The 23,612-nt window shown below is 41.4% G+C and carries 15 protein-coding genes; 10 read left to right on the top strand and 5 right to left on the bottom strand.

The window, feature by feature from the left end:
- Positions 1 to 55: 55 nt before the first annotated feature.
- The 4 genes from IA57_RS05965 (at position 56) to IA57_RS05950 (ending at position 6,510) form a co-directional block, all read left to right on the top strand.
- Positions 56 to 2,824: a TonB-dependent receptor gene (locus IA57_RS05965; RefSeq protein ID WP_036120575.1), complete on the top strand. Its 2,769-nt coding sequence runs from the start codon at positions 56 to 58 to the stop codon at positions 2,822 to 2,824.
- 11 nt (positions 2,825 to 2,835) lie between these two features.
- The gene (locus IA57_RS05960; RefSeq protein ID WP_036120573.1) at positions 2,836 to 4,467 is read left to right on the top strand and encodes a hypothetical protein; all 1,632 of its coding nucleotides are present in this window, start codon (positions 2,836 to 2,838) and stop codon (positions 4,465 to 4,467) included.
- Between the two features lie 166 nt (positions 4,468 to 4,633).
- Complete coding sequence (gene atpD / locus IA57_RS05955) at positions 4,634 to 6,142, top strand: F0F1 ATP synthase subunit beta (protein ID WP_036120570.1); 1,509 nt, start codon at positions 4,634 to 4,636, stop codon at positions 6,140 to 6,142.
- Between the two features lie 74 nt (positions 6,143 to 6,216).
- Positions 6,217 to 6,510, top strand: a complete 294-nt coding sequence (locus tag IA57_RS05950; RefSeq protein ID WP_036120567.1) for a F0F1 ATP synthase subunit epsilon — start codon at positions 6,217 to 6,219, stop codon at positions 6,508 to 6,510.
- Positions 6,511 to 6,568: 58 nt separating this feature from the next.
- Here the strand turns inward: IA57_RS05950 and IA57_RS05945 are convergent, their stop codons facing one another.
- The 3 genes from IA57_RS05945 to IA57_RS05935 all read right to left on the bottom strand — a co-directional run bounded on the left by IA57_RS05945 (position 6,569) and on the right by IA57_RS05935 (position 10,156).
- On the bottom strand, positions 6,569 to 8,383 hold the full coding sequence (locus IA57_RS05945; RefSeq protein ID WP_036120564.1) for a sodium:solute symporter family protein: 1,815 nt from the start codon (positions 8,381 to 8,383) through the stop codon (positions 6,569 to 6,571).
- Between the two features lie 76 nt (positions 8,384 to 8,459).
- Positions 8,460 to 8,903: a LexA family protein gene (locus IA57_RS05940; protein ID WP_036120562.1), complete on the bottom strand. Its 444-nt coding sequence runs from the start codon at positions 8,901 to 8,903 to the stop codon at positions 8,460 to 8,462.
- Entirely contained in the window at positions 8,897 to 10,156 is a 1,260-nt protein-coding gene (locus IA57_RS05935) for a Y-family DNA polymerase (protein ID WP_036121367.1), read from the bottom strand. Before IA57_RS05935 ends, IA57_RS05940 begins: the two co-directional genes overlap by 7 nt.
- Before the next feature lie 36 nt (positions 10,157 to 10,192).
- Between IA57_RS05935 and IA57_RS05930 the strand changes: the two genes are divergently transcribed.
- Entirely contained in the window at positions 10,193 to 11,116 is a 924-nt protein-coding gene (locus tag IA57_RS05930; RefSeq protein WP_051880994.1) for an aminotransferase class I/II-fold pyridoxal phosphate-dependent enzyme, read from the top strand.
- Between the two features lie 24 nt (positions 11,117 to 11,140).
- On the opposite strand, the gene IA57_RS05925 is transcribed toward IA57_RS05930, so the two are convergent.
- A complete protein-coding gene (locus tag IA57_RS05925) occupies positions 11,141 to 12,640 on the bottom strand; it encodes an aminotransferase-like domain-containing protein (RefSeq protein ID WP_036120559.1) in 1,500 nt (499 codons plus the stop codon).
- A 66-nt stretch (positions 12,641 to 12,706) separates the two neighbouring features.
- Here IA57_RS05925 and IA57_RS05920 point away from each other — a divergent pair, with 66 nt between their 5' ends.
- From IA57_RS05920 to IA57_RS05905, 4 genes are all read left to right on the top strand, one after another.
- Positions 12,707 to 14,530, top strand: coding sequence for a TonB-dependent receptor plug domain-containing protein (locus IA57_RS05920; RefSeq protein ID WP_188358226.1), 1,824 nt, complete (start codon positions 12,707 to 12,709; stop codon positions 14,528 to 14,530).
- 7 nt (positions 14,531 to 14,537) lie between these two features.
- On the top strand, positions 14,538 to 15,632 hold the full coding sequence (bioB, locus tag IA57_RS05915; protein WP_036121363.1) for a biotin synthase BioB: 1,095 nt from the start codon (positions 14,538 to 14,540) through the stop codon (positions 15,630 to 15,632).
- 229 nt (positions 15,633 to 15,861) lie between these two features.
- Entirely contained in the window at positions 15,862 to 16,731 is an 870-nt protein-coding gene (locus IA57_RS05910; protein ID WP_036120554.1) for a cupin-like domain-containing protein, read from the top strand.
- Between the two features lie 34 nt (positions 16,732 to 16,765).
- Positions 16,766 to 17,293 (top strand): DUF6646 family protein, encoded by a 528-nt coding sequence (locus tag IA57_RS05905; RefSeq protein ID WP_036120552.1) that lies wholly within the window; start codon positions 16,766 to 16,768, stop codon positions 17,291 to 17,293.
- Positions 17,294 to 17,342: 49 nt separating this feature from the next.
- Here the strand turns inward: IA57_RS05905 and IA57_RS05900 are convergent, their stop codons facing one another.
- Positions 17,343 to 17,816: a regulatory protein RecX gene (locus IA57_RS05900; RefSeq protein WP_036120549.1), complete on the bottom strand. Its 474-nt coding sequence runs from the start codon at positions 17,814 to 17,816 to the stop codon at positions 17,343 to 17,345.
- Between the two features lie 119 nt (positions 17,817 to 17,935).
- Here IA57_RS05900 and IA57_RS05895 point away from each other — a divergent pair, with 119 nt between their 5' ends.
- A complete protein-coding gene (locus IA57_RS05895) occupies positions 17,936 to 23,602 on the top strand; it encodes a GEVED domain-containing protein (RefSeq protein WP_036120546.1) in 5,667 nt (1,888 codons plus the stop codon).
- The last annotated feature ends 10 nt before the right edge of the window (positions 23,603 to 23,612 follow it).

The following is a 23,612-nucleotide window of genomic DNA, read 5'->3' as shown; positions in this document are numbered from 1 at the left end:
TTATTATTTTATAGTTTTATTATATTGCTTTAATATTAATTAACTAAACTATAAAATGAAATCATTCCTTTCTCTTTTGCTGTTATTTGCAAGCATAGCAACATACTCGCAAACAACAGTCTCAGGCTCGGTTGTAGATGATAGTTCCCAACCCGTTCCTGGAGCCAATGTTATTATTGTTGGAACATCGTCTGGAGCAGTAACCGATTTTGACGGTGGCTTTACCCTTACCGTAGATCAGGCCCCGCCCTTTACCCTACAAGCAAGTAGTATAGGTTTCGAGTCTGTCTCCATAGAAATTACTACCAACAATCAAACGGTTTCTTTTGTTCTTAAAGAAGGAACATCTTTAGACGAAGTAGTTATTTCGGCCTCGAGAACCCCAGAACGTATTAGAGAATCTCCTGTAACGGTAGAGCGTATGGGGCTTAAAGAAATAAAAAATGCCGCTTCGCCATCGTACTACGATTCTGTCGAAAACCTTAAAGGTATAGACATGAACACCAACAGTTTAACTTTCAAATCGGTAAACGCTCGTGGTTTTGCCACCTTTGCCAACACACGCTTTATGCAATTGGTAGACGGGATGGACAACTCTTCGCCTGCTCTTAACTTTGCCCTAGGAAACCTTTTGGGCATGTCCGAACTGGATGTTAATACGGTTGAGCTTTTACCAGGAGCATCATCTGCACTGTATGGTGCCAATGCCTTTAATGGTATTATGTTCATGACCAGTAAAAACCCTTTCGATCACCATGGGATAAGCGCTTATGCCAAAGTGGGCATGACCTCCAGCGAGAATGCCGGCGACAATAAAATGATTGATGTTGGCATTAGAACAGCTTACAAGTTTAGCGACAAATTTGCTGCTAAAGCGTCGTTCTCGTTCTTAAACGGTACAGAATGGTACGCTACAGACTATAGAGACTACAACAATCTGGGCGCAACAAGAGACAACCCAGCATACGACGGCCTTAATGTTTATGGCGACGAAGTGTCTACCACATTAGATTTTGATGAAATTGCAGCAGCCAATCTGCCTGTACCTGTCCTTACCAATTATGGGGCATCGACCATTTCTAGAACGGGTTATAACGAAGTTGATTTAATGGACTACGATGCCGAAAGCATAAAAGCAGATTTTGGCCTGTACTTTAGACCGTGGGAAAATGATTTTGAAGTTATCCTAAACTCTAAATTTGGCCGTGGAAACACCATTTATCAAGGTGCCAACAGATACTCTATAAAAGACTTCTTCATGCAACAGCACAAATTGGAGCTTCGCAATGACAATTTCTTTGTTAGAGGTTACCTAACAGATGAAAAAGCGGGGAACTCTTACGACTCGCGTTTCGCGGCAATAAACATAAACCGTAGCTGGAAGAACGACACACAATGGTTTACAGACTATGCAGGATCGTACATTGGCTACTTAGCCAATCAAGGTATTTTTAACCCAACATCCGAACAGCAAGCCGCAGCACATCAAGCAGCAAGGGTAGCCGCCGACACAGGCCGATACCTTCCAGGAACGACTGCGTTTAACAATGCCTTTGCAAGCGTGACCTCGGACCCTAATTTAGAAACCGGTGCCAAATTCAAAGACAACTCTAGAATTTACCACGTCGATGCCAACTACAACTTCAGTCATTTAATAGATGTTGTAGACATCATGGTTGGAGGTTCCTGGAGACAATACTCGCTAAATTCCGATGGCTCCATCTACACCGATTACGATGGCTCTATCGACTACAACGAATATGGCGCCTACCTACAACTTCAAAAGAAACTTTTAGACGAACGCTTAAAATTCACAGGATCTATACGTTACGATAAATCTGAATTTTTCGATGGTTTTGTATCTCCTAGGGTCTCTTTGGTATACGCTGCAGACGAAGCCAAAAAACACAACATAAGAGGGTCGTTCCAAACAGGATTTAGAAACCCAACCACCCAAGATTTATTTATTGGTCTAAACGCAGGACGAGCTATTCTTGTAGGGTCGTCACCAGACAACCTGTCTAGATATACGGCTACAAGTGCCCCTTTAAGCACGCAAGGGCAAGCCATCACAGGCTCGCAAACGGTGCAACTTAATGGTGGCGATGCTTACTCGAATGCTTTCGACTTAGCATCGGTAAACGCCGGTAACCCTACAGCCATTAACGTAGGCCTTGTAAAGCCAGAAAAAGTAACTGCCTACGAAATAGGCTATAGAGGGATTGTTAAAAAAGTAAACGTCGACCTAAGCGTTTATTACAATGCCTATGAGGACTTTATTTCTAATAAAACAGTACTAACACCATTATATGGCCAAGCAGGAGACAACTCGCTGTCCTTGTTAGCATTACAAAACGGAGATTTTCAAGCCTACCAAACGTACACAAACTCTACTGCAGACATTAATTCTTACGGGGCTTCTATTGGCTTAAATACTAAAGTATTAAATGGCTTCGACTTTGGTATAAACTACACCTATGCCAAACTGGATTTTGATGAAAGCAGTGATCCTGGTTTTGAAACGTCTTTCAACACCCCAGAGCATAAAGTTAAAGCCTCGTTTGGGCATTCGGACCTATTTAAGAACTTCGGCTTTAATGTAAACTGGAGATGGAACGATTATTACCTATGGCAATCTACTTTTGCCGATGCTTATCTACCTGCCAGAAGCACTGTAGATGCACAGTTAAATTATACGATAGAAAGTTTAAAGTCCACAATAAAACTAGGCGGCGCTAATATTTTAGGGTACGAATATGTAAGTGCGCCAGGCTCTGGTGCAGTAGGTGCACTATATTACATTTCATGGACATTCAATAATTAAAAAATCTTATTATGAAAATTAAATATTTCGCATTATTAATCGGTTTTCCTTTACTGTATTCCTCTTGTGATAGCGATATGGATAATTTGGCAGAGCCTTACAGTCAAGAAACAACCGACGTAACACCAAACATCCAGTACAGTAGTGGTTCGGCAAACCTTTCAACCTTTGTAACTGTTGGCAACTCGTTAACGGCAGGATTTTCAGATGGAGCTTTGTTTAAAAAAGGGCAGGAAGTTTCTGTTTCTAATATTTTAGCAGATCAATTTGCATTAGCTGGTGGCGGGACTTTTACCCAGCCTTTAATGAATGATGATGTTGGAGGCTTGTTGTTGGGCGGAAATCCTATTTTAAACCCTACAACCGGAGACAACATGTTTCCGCAAAGAATGTTTTTTGATCTTGGTACCCAAACCCCAATGACCTTAAACCAAGCATCATCAACCGAGCTCACCAATATCCTACCAGGACCATACAACAATATGGGAGTTCCTGGTGCTAAAACGTTTCACCTTGTGGCTCCTGGCTATGGCGACCTTGCTAATTTTCCTGCAGCGGCCAATCCTTATTTTGTTCGTATGGCTTCTGCCCCTAGTACAACAGTGCTTGCTGATGCCATGAGCATGAACCCAACATTCTTTTCGTTATGGATAGGAAACAACGATGTTTTAGGATATGCCATATCGGGCGGCGACGGCTCTGATGCCATTACAGACATCAACACCTTTTCTGCTGCTTATGGTGCCATTGCCGGTACTTTGGCCTCTAATGCCTCTGGTGGTATTATAAATAACATTCCTAATGTGACCGACATTCCTTATTTTACGACGGTTCCTTATGCACCGTTAGATCCATCAAACCCAGATTTTGGGCCATTAATTCCTACCTTAAATGGTATGTTTGGGCTTTTAAACCAAGTTTATGTGGCCATGTCTATGCCAGAACGTGCTGTTGTATTTTCTGAAACATCTGCCAGCGCTGTTCTTATTAAAGATGAAAGCCTAGTAGACATCTCAGCTCAAATGACACAAATTTTAGCGACTAACCCGGCCTTGCCTATGTTTATCCAACAATTTGGTTATTCTGAGCAAGAAGCTCAAGCACTAGCACCACTTGTTGCGGGCTTATTAGGTAATTATTATGGGCAAACCCGTCAAGCAAACGCAAACGATTTGCTTGTACTTCCTAGCAGCAAGGTTATTGGAGAAATTAACATGACCTCATTACAAAACCTAATGAACTTAGGGTTCCCACAAGAACTTGCCGCTCAATTCTCTGTAGAAGGCATTACTTATGGCCTTGATGATAAGTGGGTACTACTTCCAACCGAACAGCTTGAGGTAGAAAATGCGACTACTGCTTTTAATCAAGTTATAGAGCAAACAGCTTCAACTTACGATTTGGCCTTTTTTGATGTAAACACCTTTTTTAGTGGTGTTGCCAGTTCTGGTTACCAAGCAGGAAGCGCTTTTATGACAGCCGATTATGTTACCGGAGGCGCCTTTTCTTTAGATGGGATTCACCCTTCGCCAAGAGGCAACGCCGTTATTGCGAATCAAATGATTCAAGTTATTAACGAAAAATATGGTGCCAACTTGCCCAATGTTAATCCAGTAGATTATACAGGGCTTTATATTAACTAGCACAAAATTCTTAATCATTTAAAAGCCTGCAACTAGCAGGCTTTTTTTATTTGCAAAAAAGCCATGGCAACCTATTTATTTTTAAATTAAAAAAACATATCTTTGCAGCGCGAAAACCAAAGGTGTTTTCAAAGTTTTAAATTGCATAATATTAAACATATAAGTAATGTCAAAAGTTACAGGTAAAGTTGCACAAATTGTAGGTCCGGTTATCGACGTTGAATTCGGCGCTGAGGCTGACCTTCCAAAAATTTATGATTCGTTAGAAATTAAAAAGGCTGATGGTTCTACATTGGTACTTGAAGTACAGTCGCACATTGGTGAAGACACTGTACGTACCATTGCCATGGACTCTTCAGATGGTTTAAGTAGAGGAACTGAAGTTGTTGCAACTGGAGCACCTATACAAATGCCAATTGGCGATGATGTTTACGGACGTCTATTTAATGTAATTGGAGATGCGATTGATGGTTTGGGCGACTTACCAAAAGCTGGAAATGCTGGTTTGCCTATCCACAGAGAAGCACCAAAATTTGAAGATTTATCAACTTCTACCGAAGTTTTATTTACAGGTATTAAAGTAATCGACTTAATTGAGCCTTACGCAAAAGGAGGTAAAATTGGATTATTTGGTGGTGCCGGTGTAGGTAAAACTGTATTAATTCAAGAGTTGATTAACAATATTGCTAAAGGTCACGGTGGTTTATCGGTATTTGCCGGTGTAGGTGAAAGAACGCGTGAAGGAAATGACCTTTTAAGAGAAATGCTTGAGTCTGGTATTATTAAATATGGTGACGACTTTATGCACTCGATGGAAGCAGGCGGATGGGACCTTGAAAAAGTAAACAAAGCTGCCATGAAAGACTCTAAAGCAACGTTCGTATTCGGACAGATGAACGAACCACCAGGAGCACGTGCTCGCGTAGCATTATCTGGGTTAACTATCGCAGAATATTTCCGTGATGGCGCTGGTGACGGACAAGGAAAAGACGTACTTTTCTTCGTAGATAACATCTTCCGTTTTACACAAGCTGGTTCTGAGGTATCGGCACTTTTAGGTCGTATGCCATCAGCGGTAGGTTACCAACCAACATTGGCAACAGAAATGGGTGCCATGCAGGAACGTATTACTTCAACTAAAAAAGGATCGATTACATCTGTACAAGCGGTTTACGTACCTGCAGATGATTTAACAGATCCAGCACCTGCTACAACCTTTGCCCACTTAGATGCCACAACCGTATTATCTCGTAAAATTGCCGAGCTAGGTATTTACCCAGCGGTAGACCCATTAGATTCTACGTCGCGTATCTTAACTGCAGACATTTTAGGAAATGAGCACTACGACTGTGCACAACGTGTAAAAGAGCTATTACAACGTTATAAAGAATTACAAGATATTATCGCGATTCTTGGTATGGAAGAATTATCTGAAGAAGATAAATTAGCCGTATCTCGTGCAAGACGTGTACAACGTTTCTTATCGCAACCATTCCACGTAGCAGAGCAGTTTACTGGTATTCCTGGTGTGTTAGTAGATATTAAAGACACCATTAAAGGTTTTAACATGATTATGGAAGGTGAATTAGACCACCTACCAGAAGCAGCCTTTAACCTTAAAGGAACCATTGAAGAAGCTATCGAAGCTGGAGAGAAAATGTTAGCTGAAGCTTAATAACTAGTATTCAGTTAGCAGTAACAGTTAACAGAAAACTGAGACTAAAAACTGAGACTGAAAACTAAAAACATATGTACTTAGAAGTTGTATCACCAGAAGACACCTTGTTTAGTTCAGAAGTAGATTCTGTGGTTGTTCCAGGTGTAAATGGCGATTTTCAAATGTTGAACAATCACGCCCCTATTGTATCCTTACTAAAAGAGGGCACCGTTAAAATTCATACGCATACTCAAAGCCATTTGGTTTTAGACGATTTACATGGTAGTATTGTTCCCCACATTGATGACAGCAAGATTTTAACCATTGCTATCACCTCTGGAACGATTGAAATGAAAGACAATAAGATTATTATTTTAGCAGACTAACATTGCTTAAAAATAAATTATAAAAAACGCGAAGAACTTATTCTTCGCGTTTTTTTATTTATAATATCCGTGTTTTTATCTTCCGCCAAAGCCTTATTAATACGATGCCTGCCACACTAGCAACCCCTAGCAACAACAGTGCTATTGCATGATTGCCATAAATAAAATACCCTGTAGCAAACATGATGGCATAAATTAGCAAACAGCTTACCAACATAGCTAAAATTCCAGAAGGCACAGACCAACCCTTAATATTCTTATCAGTTATGGTCTCGTTATCCTCTAAAGCCAAACGAACTACCTTTTCCCAACCAGGACCACCAGGTTGAATTTTCTTATAAAACGCTCTAAGCACCGCGGCATCTTCTGCAGGTGTTAAATACGTGACCAATACCCAAACTAGGGTTGTAACAGCTACAACAAAAGGAAATTTGGCCCAAGCGGGAAACGCACCATCTACGCCAAACAACATATCCCCCAAGCCCGTAAAGGCAATTAGTATAGATACAAGCCCCGAAACAAACATGGCCGAAATCTCGCTCCAAGCATTAATGCGCCACCAAAACCACCGTAGGATAAATATAAGCCCGGTGCCCGCACCAAACATCAAAATAATATCGAACAACTGTAGTGCATTTTGAAGAACTAAAGCAAATAACGCACTTAGTACCATTAGCACAACCGTTGATACCCGTCCTACCAGTACCAGTTCTTTTTCTGAAGCTTTGGTGTTTATTTTTTCTTTATAAAAATCATTTACCACATAAGAACTCCCCCAATTTAAGTGCGTTGATATGGTACTCATGTACGCCGCAACAAGCGAAGCCAACACCAAGCCCAATAAGCCCGATGGCAATTTGGTTAGCATGGCAGAATACGCCAAATCGTGCCCCAATTTATCTTGAGCCACATTAGGGAAAGCCTGCTGTATACTCGCTAAATCTGGGAAAACCACCAAAGACGCCAAGGCCACTAAAATCCAAGGCCAAGGGCGTAAGGCATAATGCAAAATATTAAAAAAGAACGTTGCCCCTATGGCGTGGTTTTCATTTTTGGCTGCCAGCATACGCTGGGCGATATACCCCCCACCACCAGGTTCTGCACCAGGATACCAAGAGCTCCACCACTGCACAGCTAAAGGAATAACGAGTAATGAAATAACTATTTCTGTATTGTTAAAATCTGGCAGTATAGCCATTTTACTACGAACCTCCTCATGCTGCAACAAAGCTTCTAAACCGCCTACTTCTGGCAAACCTACTAAATAATACGCCGCACCTATAGCACCTACCATAGCGGTGAAAAACAAAATAAAATCGGTGTAAACCACTCCTCTAAAACCTCCTAAAGCACTAAACACAACGGTTATTACACCAGCATAAACCACGGTTTCCCAAGGCGCTAAGCCCAACATGATGCCTCCAATTTTTATTGCTGCCAAAGTCACTCCGGCCATAGCCAAGACATTAAAAATAACCCCTAAATAAACCGCTCTAAAGCTTCTTAAAAATGTAGCAGGCTTACCACCATAGCGCAATTCATAAAATTCGATATCGGTTTTTACTTGCGATTTCCGCCACAATCTGGCGTAGACAAATACCGTTAGCAAGCCTGTAATTAAAAAGGCCCACCAAACCCAATTTCCAGAAACACCGTTGGTACGCACAATATCTGTAACCAAATTTGGGGTGTCTGTCGAAAATGTTGTTGCCACCATCGAGAGTCCTAAAAGCCACCAAGGCATGCTCCTACCCGATAAAAAATACTCGGCAGAACTTTTTCCCGATTTTTTTGACACAAAAACGCCAATAAAGAGGGTTATTGTAAAGAATGTAATAATGAGAATGTAATCTATAGTAGATAATTGAACCATGGGGTGCTACTGGATTTAAAAATAAGCTACAAAATATGTAATTAATTACTGATGGTCTTTGTTCTTTTCAAGAAAATTACAGCTTTTTAATCACATTTGTAACAACGCCCCAGATAACAAACTCGTTTTCTTCTGTAATTTGAATGGGGCTATACCTATCGTTTTCGGGCAACAACCAAAGGCCATTAGCTGTAACACTAAGGCGTTTTACCGTAAATTCCCCATCTAAAAAACACACGGCTATCTTACCGTCTTCGGGCTCTAAACTTCTATCAATAACCAATAAATCATTATCGTCTAGGCCTGCCCCTATCATGCTTTGGCCACTTACTCGGGCAAAAAAGGTAGCTTCTTTATTTTTTATCAATTCCCGGTCCAAGGACAGGCGTTCTTCTTTAAAATCGTCTGCAGGTGATGGAAATCCAGCCGAAATCCCCGAATCGAAAAAAACAGCGCCTTCACTAGAACTCGTATCTGGCAAAAAAAACGTTAGGTTTATAGAATTTTCTTTAGCTAGCATGTTATTTTAATTATGTCGTTAATGTTAGTGGTGTATTTTGGCGATAAGCGCTCTTGGCGCATTTTCCAGGTCTGTTCTAAATCTTGGTTTCCCAATTTAACCTTATTATCCCTATATTTATTATTTAAGCCATCAATGGCCCGCATAAGCGGTTTGTGTTTGGGGTTTTCATGTGCAAACAATTGGAGCTGGTAATTATCGTTTGGCACCAAACCCATCACAACAACGCCCGCACGCTTGTATTTAACGCCTTTTCTAAAAATACGTGTTACTGCCTTTACAGCCTCCTTACTAATTACCAATGTAGAATTTGTTGGGCATGCTAAATGAATGGTTTGACTGCCGCGGTGTTGTACTGCCGTTTTCTTATGCCTGTCGCTGCTTAAGGTTACCAAAATCATATAACAACTGGACTGCTGCTTTCTTAGTTTCTCTGCACAACTTGCAGCAAACGTAGCGATACGCTCCTTAATATAATCCAGATTATCGTACGTATAATCAAAACTTCTGGTTGTGGCAATGGCCTTTTTATTGGTAACCTCATCGAGTTGAATGCTGGCAATTCCTTCTAAGTCCTTTTTTAACCTAAGCTCTTTTATGGATAGGTTTTTAAACACCCATGAATCGGGTAATTGCGTGAAATCATAAGCCGTTTTACAGCCTTTTGCTGTTAGCCGTTTTGCCAAACGGTAGCCAATGCCCCAAACATCTTCAATTTTAAGCCATTTTAGCGCTTTTATCCGTTTAGCTTCAGAATTAATCACATACACACCATTTGTTTCATTTGGAAACTTACGCGCTATTTTATTAGCCACTTTGCTCAAAGCCTTTGTGGGAGCCATACCCACACAGGTTGGAATGCCTGTCCATTTTAAAATACGGCGACGCATTTGGGTACCATAATCGTTAAAATCGTAATATTGAAATCCTTTAAATTGCAAAAAAGCTTCGTCTATGCTGTACACTTCAACATCTGGGGTAAATTGCCTTAGTATGCTCATTACGCGATTGCTCATATCGCCATATAACGGGTAGTTTGAAGAAAGCACAGCAATGTTATGCGCTTTACAGAACGCTTCCCACTTAAAAATAGGAGCACCCATGGGCAGTTTAAGCGCTTTTGCCTCGTCGCTTCTCGAGATAACGCAGCCGTCGTTATTACTTAAAATAGCGACGGGCTGTCCTTGCAAATTCGGATTAAAAACCCGCTCGCAGGACACATAAAAATTATTGCAATCTACCAAGGCGTACATACCCATAAAGGTAAGTGCTTTTCTTATATTTGCTATATGCTGCCAGAAAAACTTGCAAACAAAATACATCAGCGAAAAACCGAAAACGCTCTTAGAACTTTGGGCACTTCGTTACCATTAACCGATTTTTCATCCAATGACTACCTTGGATTTTCTAAATCTGAGCAGCTTTTTAATGCCGCCCACGCGTATTTGGCAGCAAACAACATAAAACACAATGGCGCTGCAGGTTCTAGGCTACTGTCGGGGAACCATTCGCTTTACCCTAAGCTCGAGCATATGCTCTCGGAGTTTCACAACAGCGAAGCAGCTCTAATTTTCAACTCTGGGTACGATGCCAACATTGGCCTGTTCTCTAGCCTGCCACAACGTGGCGATGTGGTTTTGTACGACGAACACATACATGCTTCCATTCGCGATGGGATTTCCATGAGCCACGCCAAAGCCTATAAATTTAAGCACAACAACCTAACTCATCTTGGCGAACTCCTTAAACGCTATCAACAAAGCGACACCATTTATGTGGTAACCGAATCGGTTTTTTCTATGGATGGCGACTCTCCCGATTTGGTGCAACTTTCAAACCTTTGCAAAACTTATCAGGCTTATTTAATAATTGATGAAGCTCATGCCATTGGCATTTTAGGAAACAATGGCAGCGGACTGGTTCAAGCAACGGGCTTAGAGCAGCATGTTTTTGCCCGTCTGGTAACCTACGGAAAAGCTTTGGGCTGCCATGGCGCTGCCGTTTTGGGCAGTAAAGCACTAAAACAGTACCTTATAAACTTCTCCCGATCTTTTATTTATACCACGGCCTTGCCCCCACACAGTTTGGCTGCCATTCAAGCGGCATACCAAGAGCTTCCCTCGCACATTAAAAGAGCACAGCTGCATGAGAACATTAAACATTTTAAAAAAGATCACTTTGGTTGTGCCTCCCTCATGATGACGAGAAATTAAACTTTTTCGACAGCCTTCTTAATGTTAAACCAACGCATTATAAGCCAAACACAATTTCTCAACCACCGCTTTAATTTCATCTTCGGTTAATTGCCCAAAACCAAAACGAATGGCACAGGTATCCTTATCCTGATACAAAATGGTTTTTGGTATAAACACATCCTGTTTTTCAGCTGCTTCAGCAAGTTTCACTAAGGAAATTTTTGGTTCAAATTGCAACCACAACGCCAACCCGCCAGAGGGAATTTCAACGTGTATCTTATCTCCAAAAGATTCCGAAAGGCACTTACATAAAGTATCCCGTCGCTCTTTATAAACCATGATATTCTTCTTGATAAGTCGGTGTATTTCGCCCTCGTGAATTAATTCTGCCAACATTTGCTCCTGAATTAAATCGCCTTGCTTGTCGAGCAATTGCAAATAATTTTTTGCTTCCGAAATTAAATTTTCTGGCGCCACGACAAACCCTGTTTGAAAGCTTGGAAACAGCGATTGTCCCAGCTTGCCCAAATAAATTACCATGCCGTTGGCATCGGCACTTGCTATGGGCAGCATGGCTGAGCCTTCGTATTGAAAATCGTAATCGTAATCGTCTTCAATAATGGCAAATCCATAATCTTTAGCCAATTGCAACAACTTTAAACGGCGCTCGGCGCTTAAAGTCCTAGTGGTTGGATAATCGCGTTGCGCACAAACATACACACACCGAATGCTTCCTCTTATAAAATGCGTTTTAATATAATCGACATCCAGTCCTTCATCATCAACCGGAATGGTTTTAATGGTCGCCCCTACTTCTTGAAAAATCATGTTCGACTCGTAGTTACTCAATTGCCCTACCAGTACCACATCTTTTGGTTTTATAAGCAGTTGAGACACGATGTACAAACTCATTTCGGTACTTCGTGTATTTAAAATGTTTACAGGTTTAATATGAAACCCTCTGGTGGCATTTAAATAATTGCATAGCTGTTGCTCAAAAATAGAATGCGTGTACTCCCATGCTCGATTCCACTTAGGCACTAACGACTTGCGTTTCATGGCGGCACTATACCATTTTGAAAACTGATGAATAGAATACAATCGTAGGTCTGGTTTTCCATCTGTAACACTATACTTCGCTTGCGTGGCTTGTGTTGTTGGCGCTAAATGCAATGCCGTTTGAAACGGAAACCCGGTGGTTTTTGAATAGGCATAAGCCTGATCCATTTGTTGTGCTGGTGCGGTAATCTTTGCTGTGCGCTGTTCTGGCACCAATACAAAGGTTCCCTTATTAGGCAAAATTTCTACCCAACCCTGCGAGGCCAGCTCATCGTAAATAGCAACAACCGTATTTCTATGAAGGTTTAAAAGTTTGCTTAATCCGCGAGTGCCAGGCAACAATGTGCCTTTTAATAAATACCCACGCTGAATTAAATTAATAATTTGTTCGGCAACCTGCATATAAACAGACTTTGATAAGGATTTATCAAACGTAACAAGTTTTTCAAAAAGACCTTCAACCGGACTACTTACTGATTTCAAACTGGACTACTTTAATAGTCCGCTAAGTTACGACTTTTGTGGTGTTTTTAAATTTTAAATTCAATCATGAAAAACAAACTGATACTTATCTCAGTCGTATTGCTTTATACGTTATTCGCTAAAGCTCAAAACCAACCCGTTAAAATAGATTCGTTACAGGAGATAACCATTACCTCAACGCGTATCGATTTACCTTTTAAAGAAAACTCAAGAACCATAAACATAATCACTTCAAAAGATATTAAAAACAGCGCTGCCACCAATGTTGCCGACCTGTTACAACAAGTTGCCGGCATAGACATAAGACGTCGTGGCACCGCTGGAAGCCAGGCCGATTTATACATTCGTGGCGGTAGTTTTGACCAAACCTTATTGCTTATTGACGGTATAAAAATGGACGATGCACAAACCGGACACCACACCATGAATGCTGCTTTACCCATTGAAGTTATTGAACGCATTGAAATTATAAAAGGCCCCGCAGCCAGAGCTTTCGGGCAAAATGCTTTTGCCGGAGCGATAAACATTGTTACTAAAAGCCAGCTAAATAATAGTGTTTCAGTAAATCTTGAAACGGGTTCATTCAACCAACTAAACGGATCGGTGACAGTGGGGTCCGATTTAAAAAACTCCTCACATATTGCACACATGGGCAAATTATCGTCTGATGGCTACAGAACCAATTCCGATTACGATAACTCCAACTATTTCTTAAAAAGTGTATTCAACAAAAACACGCAACCCATTGAAATGCTTGCCACCTTTTTCGAAAGAAAATTTGGAGCCGAAAACTTCTATACAAGCAATGCAACCTTTCATGAATACGAAGAAACCCAGAACAGTTTAATTGGCATTTCTACAGCATTTAAAGCGAATAACCTAAAAATAAAGCCGAGACTGTACTGGAAACGCAACCAAGATATGTTTCTGTTAAGACGCAACGAACCAAGCTTTTACAGAAATTTACACCTCAGTAATAAAATGGGTGCCGAGATTAACACCTCTTACACCTCGAATTTAGGGGTTACCGGATTAGGCGTTGATGTCTCGAAAATTTACATGACCAGCAACACCTTAGGCGACCGCAACCGATTTATGGCTACAGCATTTTTGGAGCACCGTTTTAAAATATTCAACCAAAATCTTGATATTACGCCTGGCGTAGCTGTTACCTATTTTTCAGATTTTAAATTCCATGCCTTTCCCGGTGTTGATGTAGGTTACAAAATTTCTGAAAACTTTAGAGCTTATGGTAATTTAGGTTATACCTACCGCATACCAACCTACACCGATTTGTACTATAGCGATCCTGCGACCATTGGAAACGAAAACCTCGAGCCTGAAGAAGCCCTATCGGGAGAAGTTGGTGGTAAATTTTTCTCGTCAAGATTTAATGCCTCGTTCGCCTTATTTTACAAAGACGCTGAAAATTTAATTGACTATGTAAAAGCCAATACAGACGATCCTTTTATGGCCATGAACATAAGAGATTCGAAAACCAAAGGGTTTGAAGTAAACACGTCTTACAACTTTACAGTAAACAATTTAAAGCAAAACCTATCGGTGGGTTACACCTTTATGGAAGACCAAATTGGCGATATCAACCTAGATTTTTCACGATATTCTATCAACTCGCTTAAGCACCATTTTACATCGCGTTTAAGCACACGAATCACAAAAAGCATCAACTTTAGTGTGATTTATAAATATGCTGAACGCACACAAGGATTAAGCTACAACGTGCTAGATGCTTCGGCGATTTTTAATGTAAACCAATTTGAATTAAGCATCACGGCTAATAATATTTTTGATACCGATTATATTGAAACCGGCATTGTTCCAATGCCTCCAAGCAATGTACTATTCGGGTTACGATACAACTTTAAATAAACAAATTATGACTGCGGCGAAACACAACTGGACTAAAGAAGAGATTCTTAAAATTTACAACAAACCATTAATGGAGCTACTTTACGAAGCAGCTACTGTTCATCGTTTACACCACGATCCGAATACCGTTCAGGTAAGCACCTTGCTGTCTATAAAAACAGGTGGTTGCCCCGAAGATTGTGGGTATTGTCCGCAGGCCGCACGTTATCATACCCATATTGAAGGCAACGATTTAATGTCCGTGACACAGGTAAAGGCTCAGGCCTTACGTGCCAAAGCGTCTGGCAGTTCTCGCGTTTGTATGGGTGCCGCTTGGCGTAATGTTAAAGACGGCGAAGAGTTTGATCAGGTTTTAGAAATGGTTCGTACCATTAACAAATTGGATATGGAAGTGTGCTGTACTTTAGGCATGCTTACCGAAAACCAAGCCAAGCGTTTAGCCGAAGCCGGTTTGTATGCGTACAACCACAACTTAGACTCATCTGAGGAATATTATAAAGAAGTGATTTCTACACGAGGTTTTGAGGATCGGTTGGAAACCATTGGCAATGTTAGAAAAACCAATGTAACGGTTTGCAGTGGCGGTATTATAGGCATGGGAGAAAAAACGGAAGATCGCGCTGGCATGTTGGTGGCGTTATCAACTTTAAATCCGCAACCAGAATCGGTGCCTATTAATGCTTTAGTTGCTGTTGAAGGCACTCCGTTAGAAGACCAAAAACCGGTTTCTATCTGGGATATGGTACGCATGGTTGCCACAACACGTATTGTCATGCCCGAAACCCAAGTCCGCTTAAGTGCCGGACGCACACAAATGACTCGCGAAGGCCAAGCCATGTGTTTCTTTGCCGGTGCCAATTCTATTTTTGCAGGCGACAAACTGTTAACCACACCAAACCCCGATGTTAACGAAGACATGGAAATGTTTGAGATGTTGGGCTTAAATCCGCAGAAACCTTTTATTAAAAAAATGCAGCCAGAAACCGTTGAAGCCAAAGATTCTGAATATGCTGCACTGGGCGAAAAACCCAAATGGAGCCGTCCGGAGCACACAATTGATCGTAACGAAGCCGCAAAACAAAAAGCCAAGACTATAAAGTAATCCTGTTTTCGCGTTAGGGATAGTAGCGGCATCCTTTTTGTGCGGTGTTAGCACCCTTTATTTGCAAAACAAATTACTGGGGGAACTGTTATTGGTTGAGATACCGAAAACAAATTCGGCACAAAAAGATACAGCGTATAGCCCGACCTGTTTTTAGCAGGTAACGCCCAAAATTATAGCCGTTGTTTGGTAACATTTTGTTAACTTTAACCGCTAACTTTTTTGGACGTTGAAACTACAACTTAAAGAAATTCCTAGGGTTAGGAATATTAACAAAGCCGATTTTATAAAACACTACTACAAGCCACAAAAACCTGTGGTTATTGAACGTTTTATAGAAGATTGGCCTGCATTTTCTAAATGGAACCTAGATTACATGAAAGCCGTTGCAGGGGAAAAAACAGTCCCCCTATACGACGATAGGCCAGTAAGCCATAGCGATGGTTTTAATGAGCCGCACGCCAAAATGAATATGGGCGATTATATTGATTTGCTTAAAAAAGAACCCACAAGATACCGCATTTTTCTGTGGAATATTTTAAAGGAAGTGCCACAACTGCGCCAAGATTTTTCCTATCCCAATTTGGGGATTTCCTTTATGAAAGGGTTACCAATGTTGTTTTTTGGTGGTAAAAACTCGTATACCTTTATGCATTACGATATTGATTTGGCTAATATTTTCCATTTTCATTTTGAGGGCAAAAAAGAAGTCATCCTTTTCGATCAAAGTCAGAACAAGCACCTATACAAAGTGCCGTTTTCTTTAATAACACGGGAGGACATTGATTTTTCGAACCCCGATTTTAACCAATGGCCCGCCTTAAAACACGCCAAAGGACTTGTTACCGAACTAAACCACGGCGAGGTGCTTTACATACCCGAAGGCTATTGGCACTATATGAAATATGTGACCCCCGGCTTTTCCATGAGTCTAAGATCTATAGCAAAGCGCCCTAAAAATTTGGGTAAGGCCTTATACAATATTTTTATTATGAGACATCTTGATAACTTTATGAGACGTTTAAAAGGCCAACGCTGGATTGATTGGAAAAACGCCCAAGCTATTGCCAAAACCCACAACCATATTAAAAACTTATAATATCTTTGCCCCTTTAAAATAAAACACTCTTATTATGAAAAAAATATCTGTTATCTTATTACTGTTATCTGTGTTTTTTGCTCACGGACAAGCGTTTGTTGGTAGCGGTGACCAAAAATTACAAATTGGCGCTAATTTTCAAGATATGGCCACAGGCATAAACGTTTCTTACGATTATGGTCTGGGCGAAAACATTTCTGTAGGACTAAGCGCCGTATACGCACTGGGCATTTCCAGTGATCTAAAGCACGATGTTGTGGCAAATGGCGAAACCCTGGTTGAAAAGGCTGGTTTTATAGACCGTTTTGATTTAAAAGCCCGCTTTAATGCCAATATAGGGAATGTTCTTAATATTGATGAGAACTTCGACCTATACCCTGGCCTTAACATTGGCTTTAAAAATTTTGGTGGTCACGTTGGGGCACGGTACTTCTTTACCAACGGCTTTGGGCTATTTACCGAAGCGCAGTTCCCTATTGCCAAATACAATGACAACCTAACACCGGCCGAGCACATTCACAACCAGTTTAATTTGAATATTGGAGCGGTTTTTAACCTATAAACGTCTTCTCTTTTTAAATAACAAAGCCCAACAAAACGTTGGGCTTTTTTTATGGGATTAACTCCTTAACCTTCTCGTAAACCAAATGCGATTCCCAGCCGCGATACAACAAATAATCGGCGAGCTTTTTTCGTTTTTTCCAAACGTTAGGCTCCTTTATGGCCAAAAAACGCTTTTGGGCCAAACTGTTTAACGTGTCGTAATACTCCAAATCGTCTATCTGTTTTAACGCTATGTTAATGTTGTAGGTGGAAATGTCCCGCTGTTTCAACTCGTTTTTTAGTCTTTGCTTGCCCCATTTTTTTATGCGGAATTTTCCCTGTACAAAAGCTTTGGCAAAACGGGTTTCGTTTAAAAAATTATCAGCTATAAGCTGAGATACAATAACATCTATGGCCTGCGGAATCATGTGCATGCCCCATAATTTATCGCGTACCTCTTTATGGCAACGCTCTTGATAGGCACAGTATTTCTGTAAGGCACTTAAAGCCTCCTCTACGGTATAGGTGGTACGTTGATTCATTTAAGACAAAAATAATAACATTTTATTAATATATAAGTTGCTAACAGTCATGCGTTTACTACAAATATGTGCTATATTTGTATGCTTGCATAGTATGTAAGCATAGTAAATTCCCTCTTATGATAAAATATTACGCCCTCGCTTTGTTGCTTTTTTTAGGTGCCTTTAACTTTGGATTTGGGCAGATTGTCATTGCTGTTCAAGATTTTGATGGTGCAACTCCAAATTGGAATTATGCTTCTAACCCTTCACCCTACAATGGTAGTGATGATGATTGGGATATACTTAACACAAATAATGATCCTACTGGAACAAATGGTAACTTCTGGGCCATACAAGATTTAAATAACCCGAATGGTGGCGGAAATTTTTATCATGAGCTAACTTTTAATGATATTGACCTAACTGCTTATACAAATGTGCAAATATCTTTCAGATACTATACTATTGGTTTCGAAAGTGCAGATGAAATTAATTATAAAATAGCGTATAATGGTGGTGCATTTGGCTCTGAACTAAGTTTGAATAAAAACACTAATAGTTGGGCAACAATCACAATAAATGTCCCCAATGGAACAACTTCAGCAAGAATTCAATTACGAGCTAAACAAGAAGGTGGAAGTGATTACGCTGGATTTGATGATATCATGATTGAAGGTGATATAGCTTGCACCCCACCCACAGACCCCAATGGCTCTATTTCAGAAACCACACCAGTTTGTAACAGCACTACCTTAAGTTACACCCATGGTGCTGGCCAACCCCAAGCCAATGTTGCGTATTATTGGCAAACCACAGCAACTGGCACAAGCACGACAAGTAACGCGAATAACACTTACAATGCCACAACTTCTGGCACCTATTATGTAAGGGCTTTTAATACAGCAACCTCCTGCTGGTCGTTAAACGCTGTAAGTTATACTGTGGAGGTAAACAACACGCCAAGCATTACGGCACAACCGCCCAACCAAGACATCCAAAATGGCAGCAATACCACCTTTAGCATCACGGCCAACAATGCCATTTCTTACCAGTGGCAAGTGTCTACAGACAATGGCGGTTCTTGGATCAATTTAAGCAATGGAGCGCCCTATTCGGGGGTAACAACAGAGACTTTAACGCTAACGGGAGCTTCTTTAAGCTTACATAACAACCAATACAGATGTGTTGTTTCGGCTAGCCCCTGCCCCAGCACCACATCGAATGCTGGGATTTTAACGGTTAATAATATAGCCCCCAACAATGCGCAATCCTTATCCAGTTGCTTTTTAGACGATGCCGTAACCCTTAGCTGGAACCATCCGGCAACCCCACCAGACGGGTATGTTATTTTTGCCCTTGAAGGCACAACACCACCTACTACGCCCACGCTAGACGCCACTAACTATGCAGCCAATTCCAACTTTACAGCGGCACCATTTGAAACCCCAATAAGCTTAGGTAAAACTGTTTACAAAGGCACTGGCACCACTGCCACCATTACAGGGTTAAATGAAGACAACACCTATTCCTTTAGGATATTTGCTTATAACGGCGAAACACAAACAGGATGGTCAAATGGAAATACCGCAGGGAGTAATGCGCAAGGTCTGGCACAAGCCGATATTACGAACCTCACTGCCACGCCCAACACCAATCAAGTAAACCTCGCTTGGAACAACCCACTGCCAACCGCCTGTTTTGACGAGTTAATTATAGTGGCCAACCAAGGCACTGTTTCATTTACACCTTCTGGTTCTTATGCCCCTATAAGCATTCCCTATGCTGTACCTAATTCAGTGGTTTACGCCACAACGGCAACGGTAAGCACTAAAGCCATTTCGGGCTTAACCAACGAACTCAATTACTGTTTCAAGATTTTTATTAGGCGTGGTACTATATGGAGTGAAGGTGTTGAAGTTTGTGCAACCCCAACGCTTTCCTACTGCGATGCCTACGGGAATACCAGTTATGATACTGGGATTACGGGCGTGTTTTTTAATACCATAAACAACAGTGTGACCTCTAGCAATAATAGTTATACAGATTACACAAGTTTATCTACCGATGTTGAATTAGGAAGCACCCACAATTTATCGGTGCATGTTGAGGTTGACGGCAATGGTACTGTGTACACCAAAGCTTGGATTGATTGGAATCAAGACGGCACATTCAACAACACAACCGAAGCCTACGATTTAGGGGACGCCTATAATGTTGTTAATGCGCCTACAACCAATTCGCCCTTGGGAATAGAAGTGCCCTCAAATGCAGCCTTAGGCAGCACAAAAATGCGTATCGCCACCAAATGGGACAGTCATGCAACCCCATGCGATACAGGATATGGTGGCGAGGTAGAAGATTATACCATTAATGTTATGCAACCCAGCGGCCCTGAAATAAACATAAAAGGGGGTAGTATTTCAATCCCTAACGGCTTTAATACCCCATACGGATTAAACAACACCTTATTTGCTGCAACCCCCATTAATAACGATGGCGACACCAAAACGTTTACCATTGAAAACTTTGGCCTAACTGCTTTAACCCTAACCGGATCTCCGCTTGTTGAAATTATAGGCGATCATCCAACAGACTTTATTGTTGATGTACAGCCTAATGCCTCCGTACCCTCTTCTGGGCAAACCACCTTTAGCATTAGGTTTCATCCTACCCTCGAAGGCGTTCGAACGGCCATTGTAAGGCTTCTAAATTCTGATAGTAATGAAAGCCCCTATCAATTTACCATTCAAGGGTCTGGTGTTTGCAGCGCTGCGATAACCAGTACCATTTTACCTACATCTGGCCCAGAAAATACCGAAATCACCATAACCTCAGCAACCAATTTAACCAATGCAACGGCTTCAATAAACGGTATTCCCATGCCCATTGTTTCAAGCACCTCTGACCAATTGGTTGTTAGTGTCCCTAATGGGGCCACAAGCGGGAATATTTCTGTGCTATTGAATACGGGGTGCACGTTCAACAATGCATTTACCGTTATAGACAATACGATAAGCAACTGCGATGCCCTGTCTAGTGCCACAACGCCTGCCAATTTATTTATAAGTGAAATCTCCGATGCCACCTCCGGCAGCTCGTCTTTAGTCGAGCTGTTTAACGGCACTGGCGCGCCTATTGATCTTTCCGATTATGTGCTTAAAGTCTATAATAACGGTAGCTCGAGCGCCTCTAGTGACAATGCGCTAACAGGCACTTTAGCCAATAATAACGTATATGTCGTGGCTTTGGGGGCAACCTCTTGCGATTTACCGTCGAACGGATTGAGCAATAGCCCAAACCAAACGTTTTCTAGTTCAAGTGGTATTAATTTTAACAACGATGATTCTGATGCCATTGTTTTAGAAAAAGTCTCTGGCGATAATCCAGGTGAAATAGATATTTTTGGGGTTAAAAACAGTAACTCTTGGGCGAATACGCTGGGAATAGGCGACAAAGGCGTTAATTTCAAAAGAAAAAATGACGCGCCTAATTTGCCAAGCATGAGCTTTTTATTATCGGACTGGGATATGGTAGATTGGACCAGCTGTGACGATTCAGATTATGCAGGTTTTGGCAATTACGATTTTTCGGTTGGCATTCCCCCGGTCATAACACTACAGCCAACCACACCCGTAGCAGCCTGTTATTTGGCCGCTACTCTTACCGTAAACGGAAGCGAAGGTTATGATGGTGCTGGAGACACCCAAGACCTAGCTTACCAATGGTACTATGCGGCGCCCAGCCACAGTGGCTGGACTGCTGTAAACGACAGTGCCATTTACACGGGTAGCACAACAAATACCTTGAGCATTTTAGACACTTCTAGCCTTAATAACTATCAGTTTTACTGCCAAGTAAGGGAGGACGATGAAGGCTGTTTTACGGCCAGCAATGCCATTAAGATACATTCTGGAATGACCGTTTGGGATGGCACCACCTGGAGCAATGGCATACCAGACCACAATACCGTAGCCATAATAGACAACCACTACAACACCGATACAAATGGCAGTTTTGAAGCCTGTAGCCTTACTGTAAATGATGGCTGGCAAGTTGTTATTGCCGATGAAGATAATGGTAGTAGCAACACGTATATAGAGGTTGCCAACGATGTAAAATTAATAGGCAGCGCATCTATGCTTGTTCATCCTAAAGCGGCTTTTGTTCAGCTTAACGATAGTGGCTTGGTAACGGCTGATAATGCAGACAACTATCAGGTTAACAAAACAACGGCGCCCATGAACAACTGGTACGAGTACACGTATTGGAGTTCTCCGGTAAGTACCGAAACCATAGCCCATGCCCTAAGCACTGCTACTCCCAACAGACGGTTTAGGTTTAGTGCCCAAGATTATCGAGACTCCTACAAAGAAAACAATAACAGCAACACATTTAACATTGGGCAAGATGGTGTTGATGATGACCCCGATTATTTTACCGACGGCACAGGCGCCGATTGGCAATTAACTAGCGGCAGCGATATTATGACTCCTGGCGTGGGCTATATTTCTACCCACAGATCCGATTTGTTTGGCCAATCGCCTTGTAATAATGGCCCTAACTGTCAGTTTACATACTCGTTTAAAGGTCTTTTTAACAATGGAATTGTAACCGTTTGGATGTATAGAAACGACGAAGAAACCAACGACCTTAACTGGAATTTATTGGGCAACCCCTATCCTTCTGCTATTAGTGCCGATGCTTTTTTAAATTATAATGCCGACATTGCAAGTGCTACAAACCCTGTTGTAGATGGTGCCATATACCTTTGGTCGCAAAACACGCCGCCAGACGGAAACACCAGCGGTAACGAAACGCTTAATTTTTCACAAAGCGACTATGCTGTAATTAATGGCGTGGGCGAAACAGGCAGTGCCCCCGGTGGCGATGGCAGCGACCCTTCTAACAGAATGATTCCTTCTGGCCAGGCCTTTTTTGTCGCCATGTCCGATTCGGCTCCTGGCACACAATTTCATTCCGACCCCAGCGCAGATTTGGGTAATATTGTTATGAAGGAAGTCGTCTTTAACAATGCCATGCGCGTAAGGGGAACTAGCGACAACTCGCAATTTTACAGAATGAACAACAACAGCAACTCCAACCCGAACAAAATATGGTTAAACCTAACCTCTGATAACGGGGCTTACAATCAAATTTTAATAGGTTATGTGAATGGTGCCACAAACGGTTTGGACAACATGTATTACGACGCTCCTATGGCGGTCACTAATGTTAATGCCGTTATGTACTCGACCATAGAAAATGTGCAAAATAAATTTACCATTCAAGGCAAGGCACCAGAAGCCCTTAATCTAGATGAAGTAATCCCTCTTGGGTTTAAGACCTCCATAAATGTTTCTACCCTGTACACCTTGAGTATTCCTAGGCTTGAAGGCCCGTTTTTAAACACCAACACCATTTATTTAAAGGACAACCTACTAAATACATACCACGACTTAAGCACTTCAAACTATACATTTACTTCTGATGTGGGCGAGTTTAACAGCCGCTTTGAACTTGTTTTTAAGAACCCCACCTTAACCAATGAAGCATACGAACTCCCTAATTTTGGGCTTACCATTATTGAGTTTCAAAATAACCAAGTGCAATTTTCTGTTGACAAAAAACACACCATGACATCTATAACTATTATCGATTTATTGGGACGTACCGTTTACCGCTTACCGGGCAACAATTCACACCAAGTTACCCACGACCTTTCTAGTTTAAGCAGCAGCGTTTATATGGCCAAAGTACATTTAGCCAATGGGCAAATAGTTTATAAAAAAGCGCTGAAAAAATAATTATAAAAAA

It is taken from the genome of Mangrovimonas yunxiaonensis (genome assembly GCF_000733475.1).
In the GTDB taxonomy this organism is placed as follows: domain Bacteria; phylum Bacteroidota; class Bacteroidia; order Flavobacteriales; family Flavobacteriaceae; genus Mangrovimonas; species Mangrovimonas yunxiaonensis.
This window is presented reverse-complemented; position numbering and strand designations above follow the sequence as displayed.

Coding starts and splice junctions, on each gene's coding strand:
- IA57_RS05895 (WP_036120546.1), top strand. CDS start 17,936: ATGATAAAATATTACGCCCTCGCTTTGTTGCTTTTTTTAGGTGCCTTT.
- IA57_RS05960 (WP_036120573.1), top strand. CDS start 2,836: ATGAAAATTAAATATTTCGCATTATTAATCGGTTTTCCTTTACTGTAT.
- IA57_RS05900 (WP_036120549.1), bottom strand. CDS start 17,816: ATGAATCAACGTACCACCTATACCGTAGAGGAGGCTTTAAGTGCCTTA.
- IA57_RS05935 (WP_036121367.1), bottom strand. CDS start 10,156: ATGTACGCCTTGGTAGATTGCAATAATTTTTATGTGTCCTGCGAGCGG.
- IA57_RS05930 (WP_051880994.1), top strand. CDS start 10,193: ATGCTGCCAGAAAAACTTGCAAACAAAATACATCAGCGAAAAACCGAA.
- IA57_RS05920 (WP_188358226.1), top strand. CDS start 12,707: ATGAAAAACAAACTGATACTTATCTCAGTCGTATTGCTTTATACGTTA.
- IA57_RS05940 (WP_036120562.1), bottom strand. CDS start 8,903: ATGCTAGCTAAAGAAAATTCTATAAACCTAACGTTTTTTTTGCCAGAT.
- IA57_RS05945 (WP_036120564.1), bottom strand. CDS start 8,383: ATGGTTCAATTATCTACTATAGATTACATTCTCATTATTACATTCTTT.
- IA57_RS05905 (WP_036120552.1), top strand. CDS start 16,766: ATGAAAAAAATATCTGTTATCTTATTACTGTTATCTGTGTTTTTTGCT.
- IA57_RS05965 (WP_036120575.1), top strand. CDS start 56: ATGAAATCATTCCTTTCTCTTTTGCTGTTATTTGCAAGCATAGCAACA.
- atpD (WP_036120570.1), top strand. CDS start 4,634: ATGTCAAAAGTTACAGGTAAAGTTGCACAAATTGTAGGTCCGGTTATC.
- IA57_RS05950 (WP_036120567.1), top strand. CDS start 6,217: ATGTACTTAGAAGTTGTATCACCAGAAGACACCTTGTTTAGTTCAGAA.
- bioB (WP_036121363.1), top strand. CDS start 14,538: ATGACTGCGGCGAAACACAACTGGACTAAAGAAGAGATTCTTAAAATT.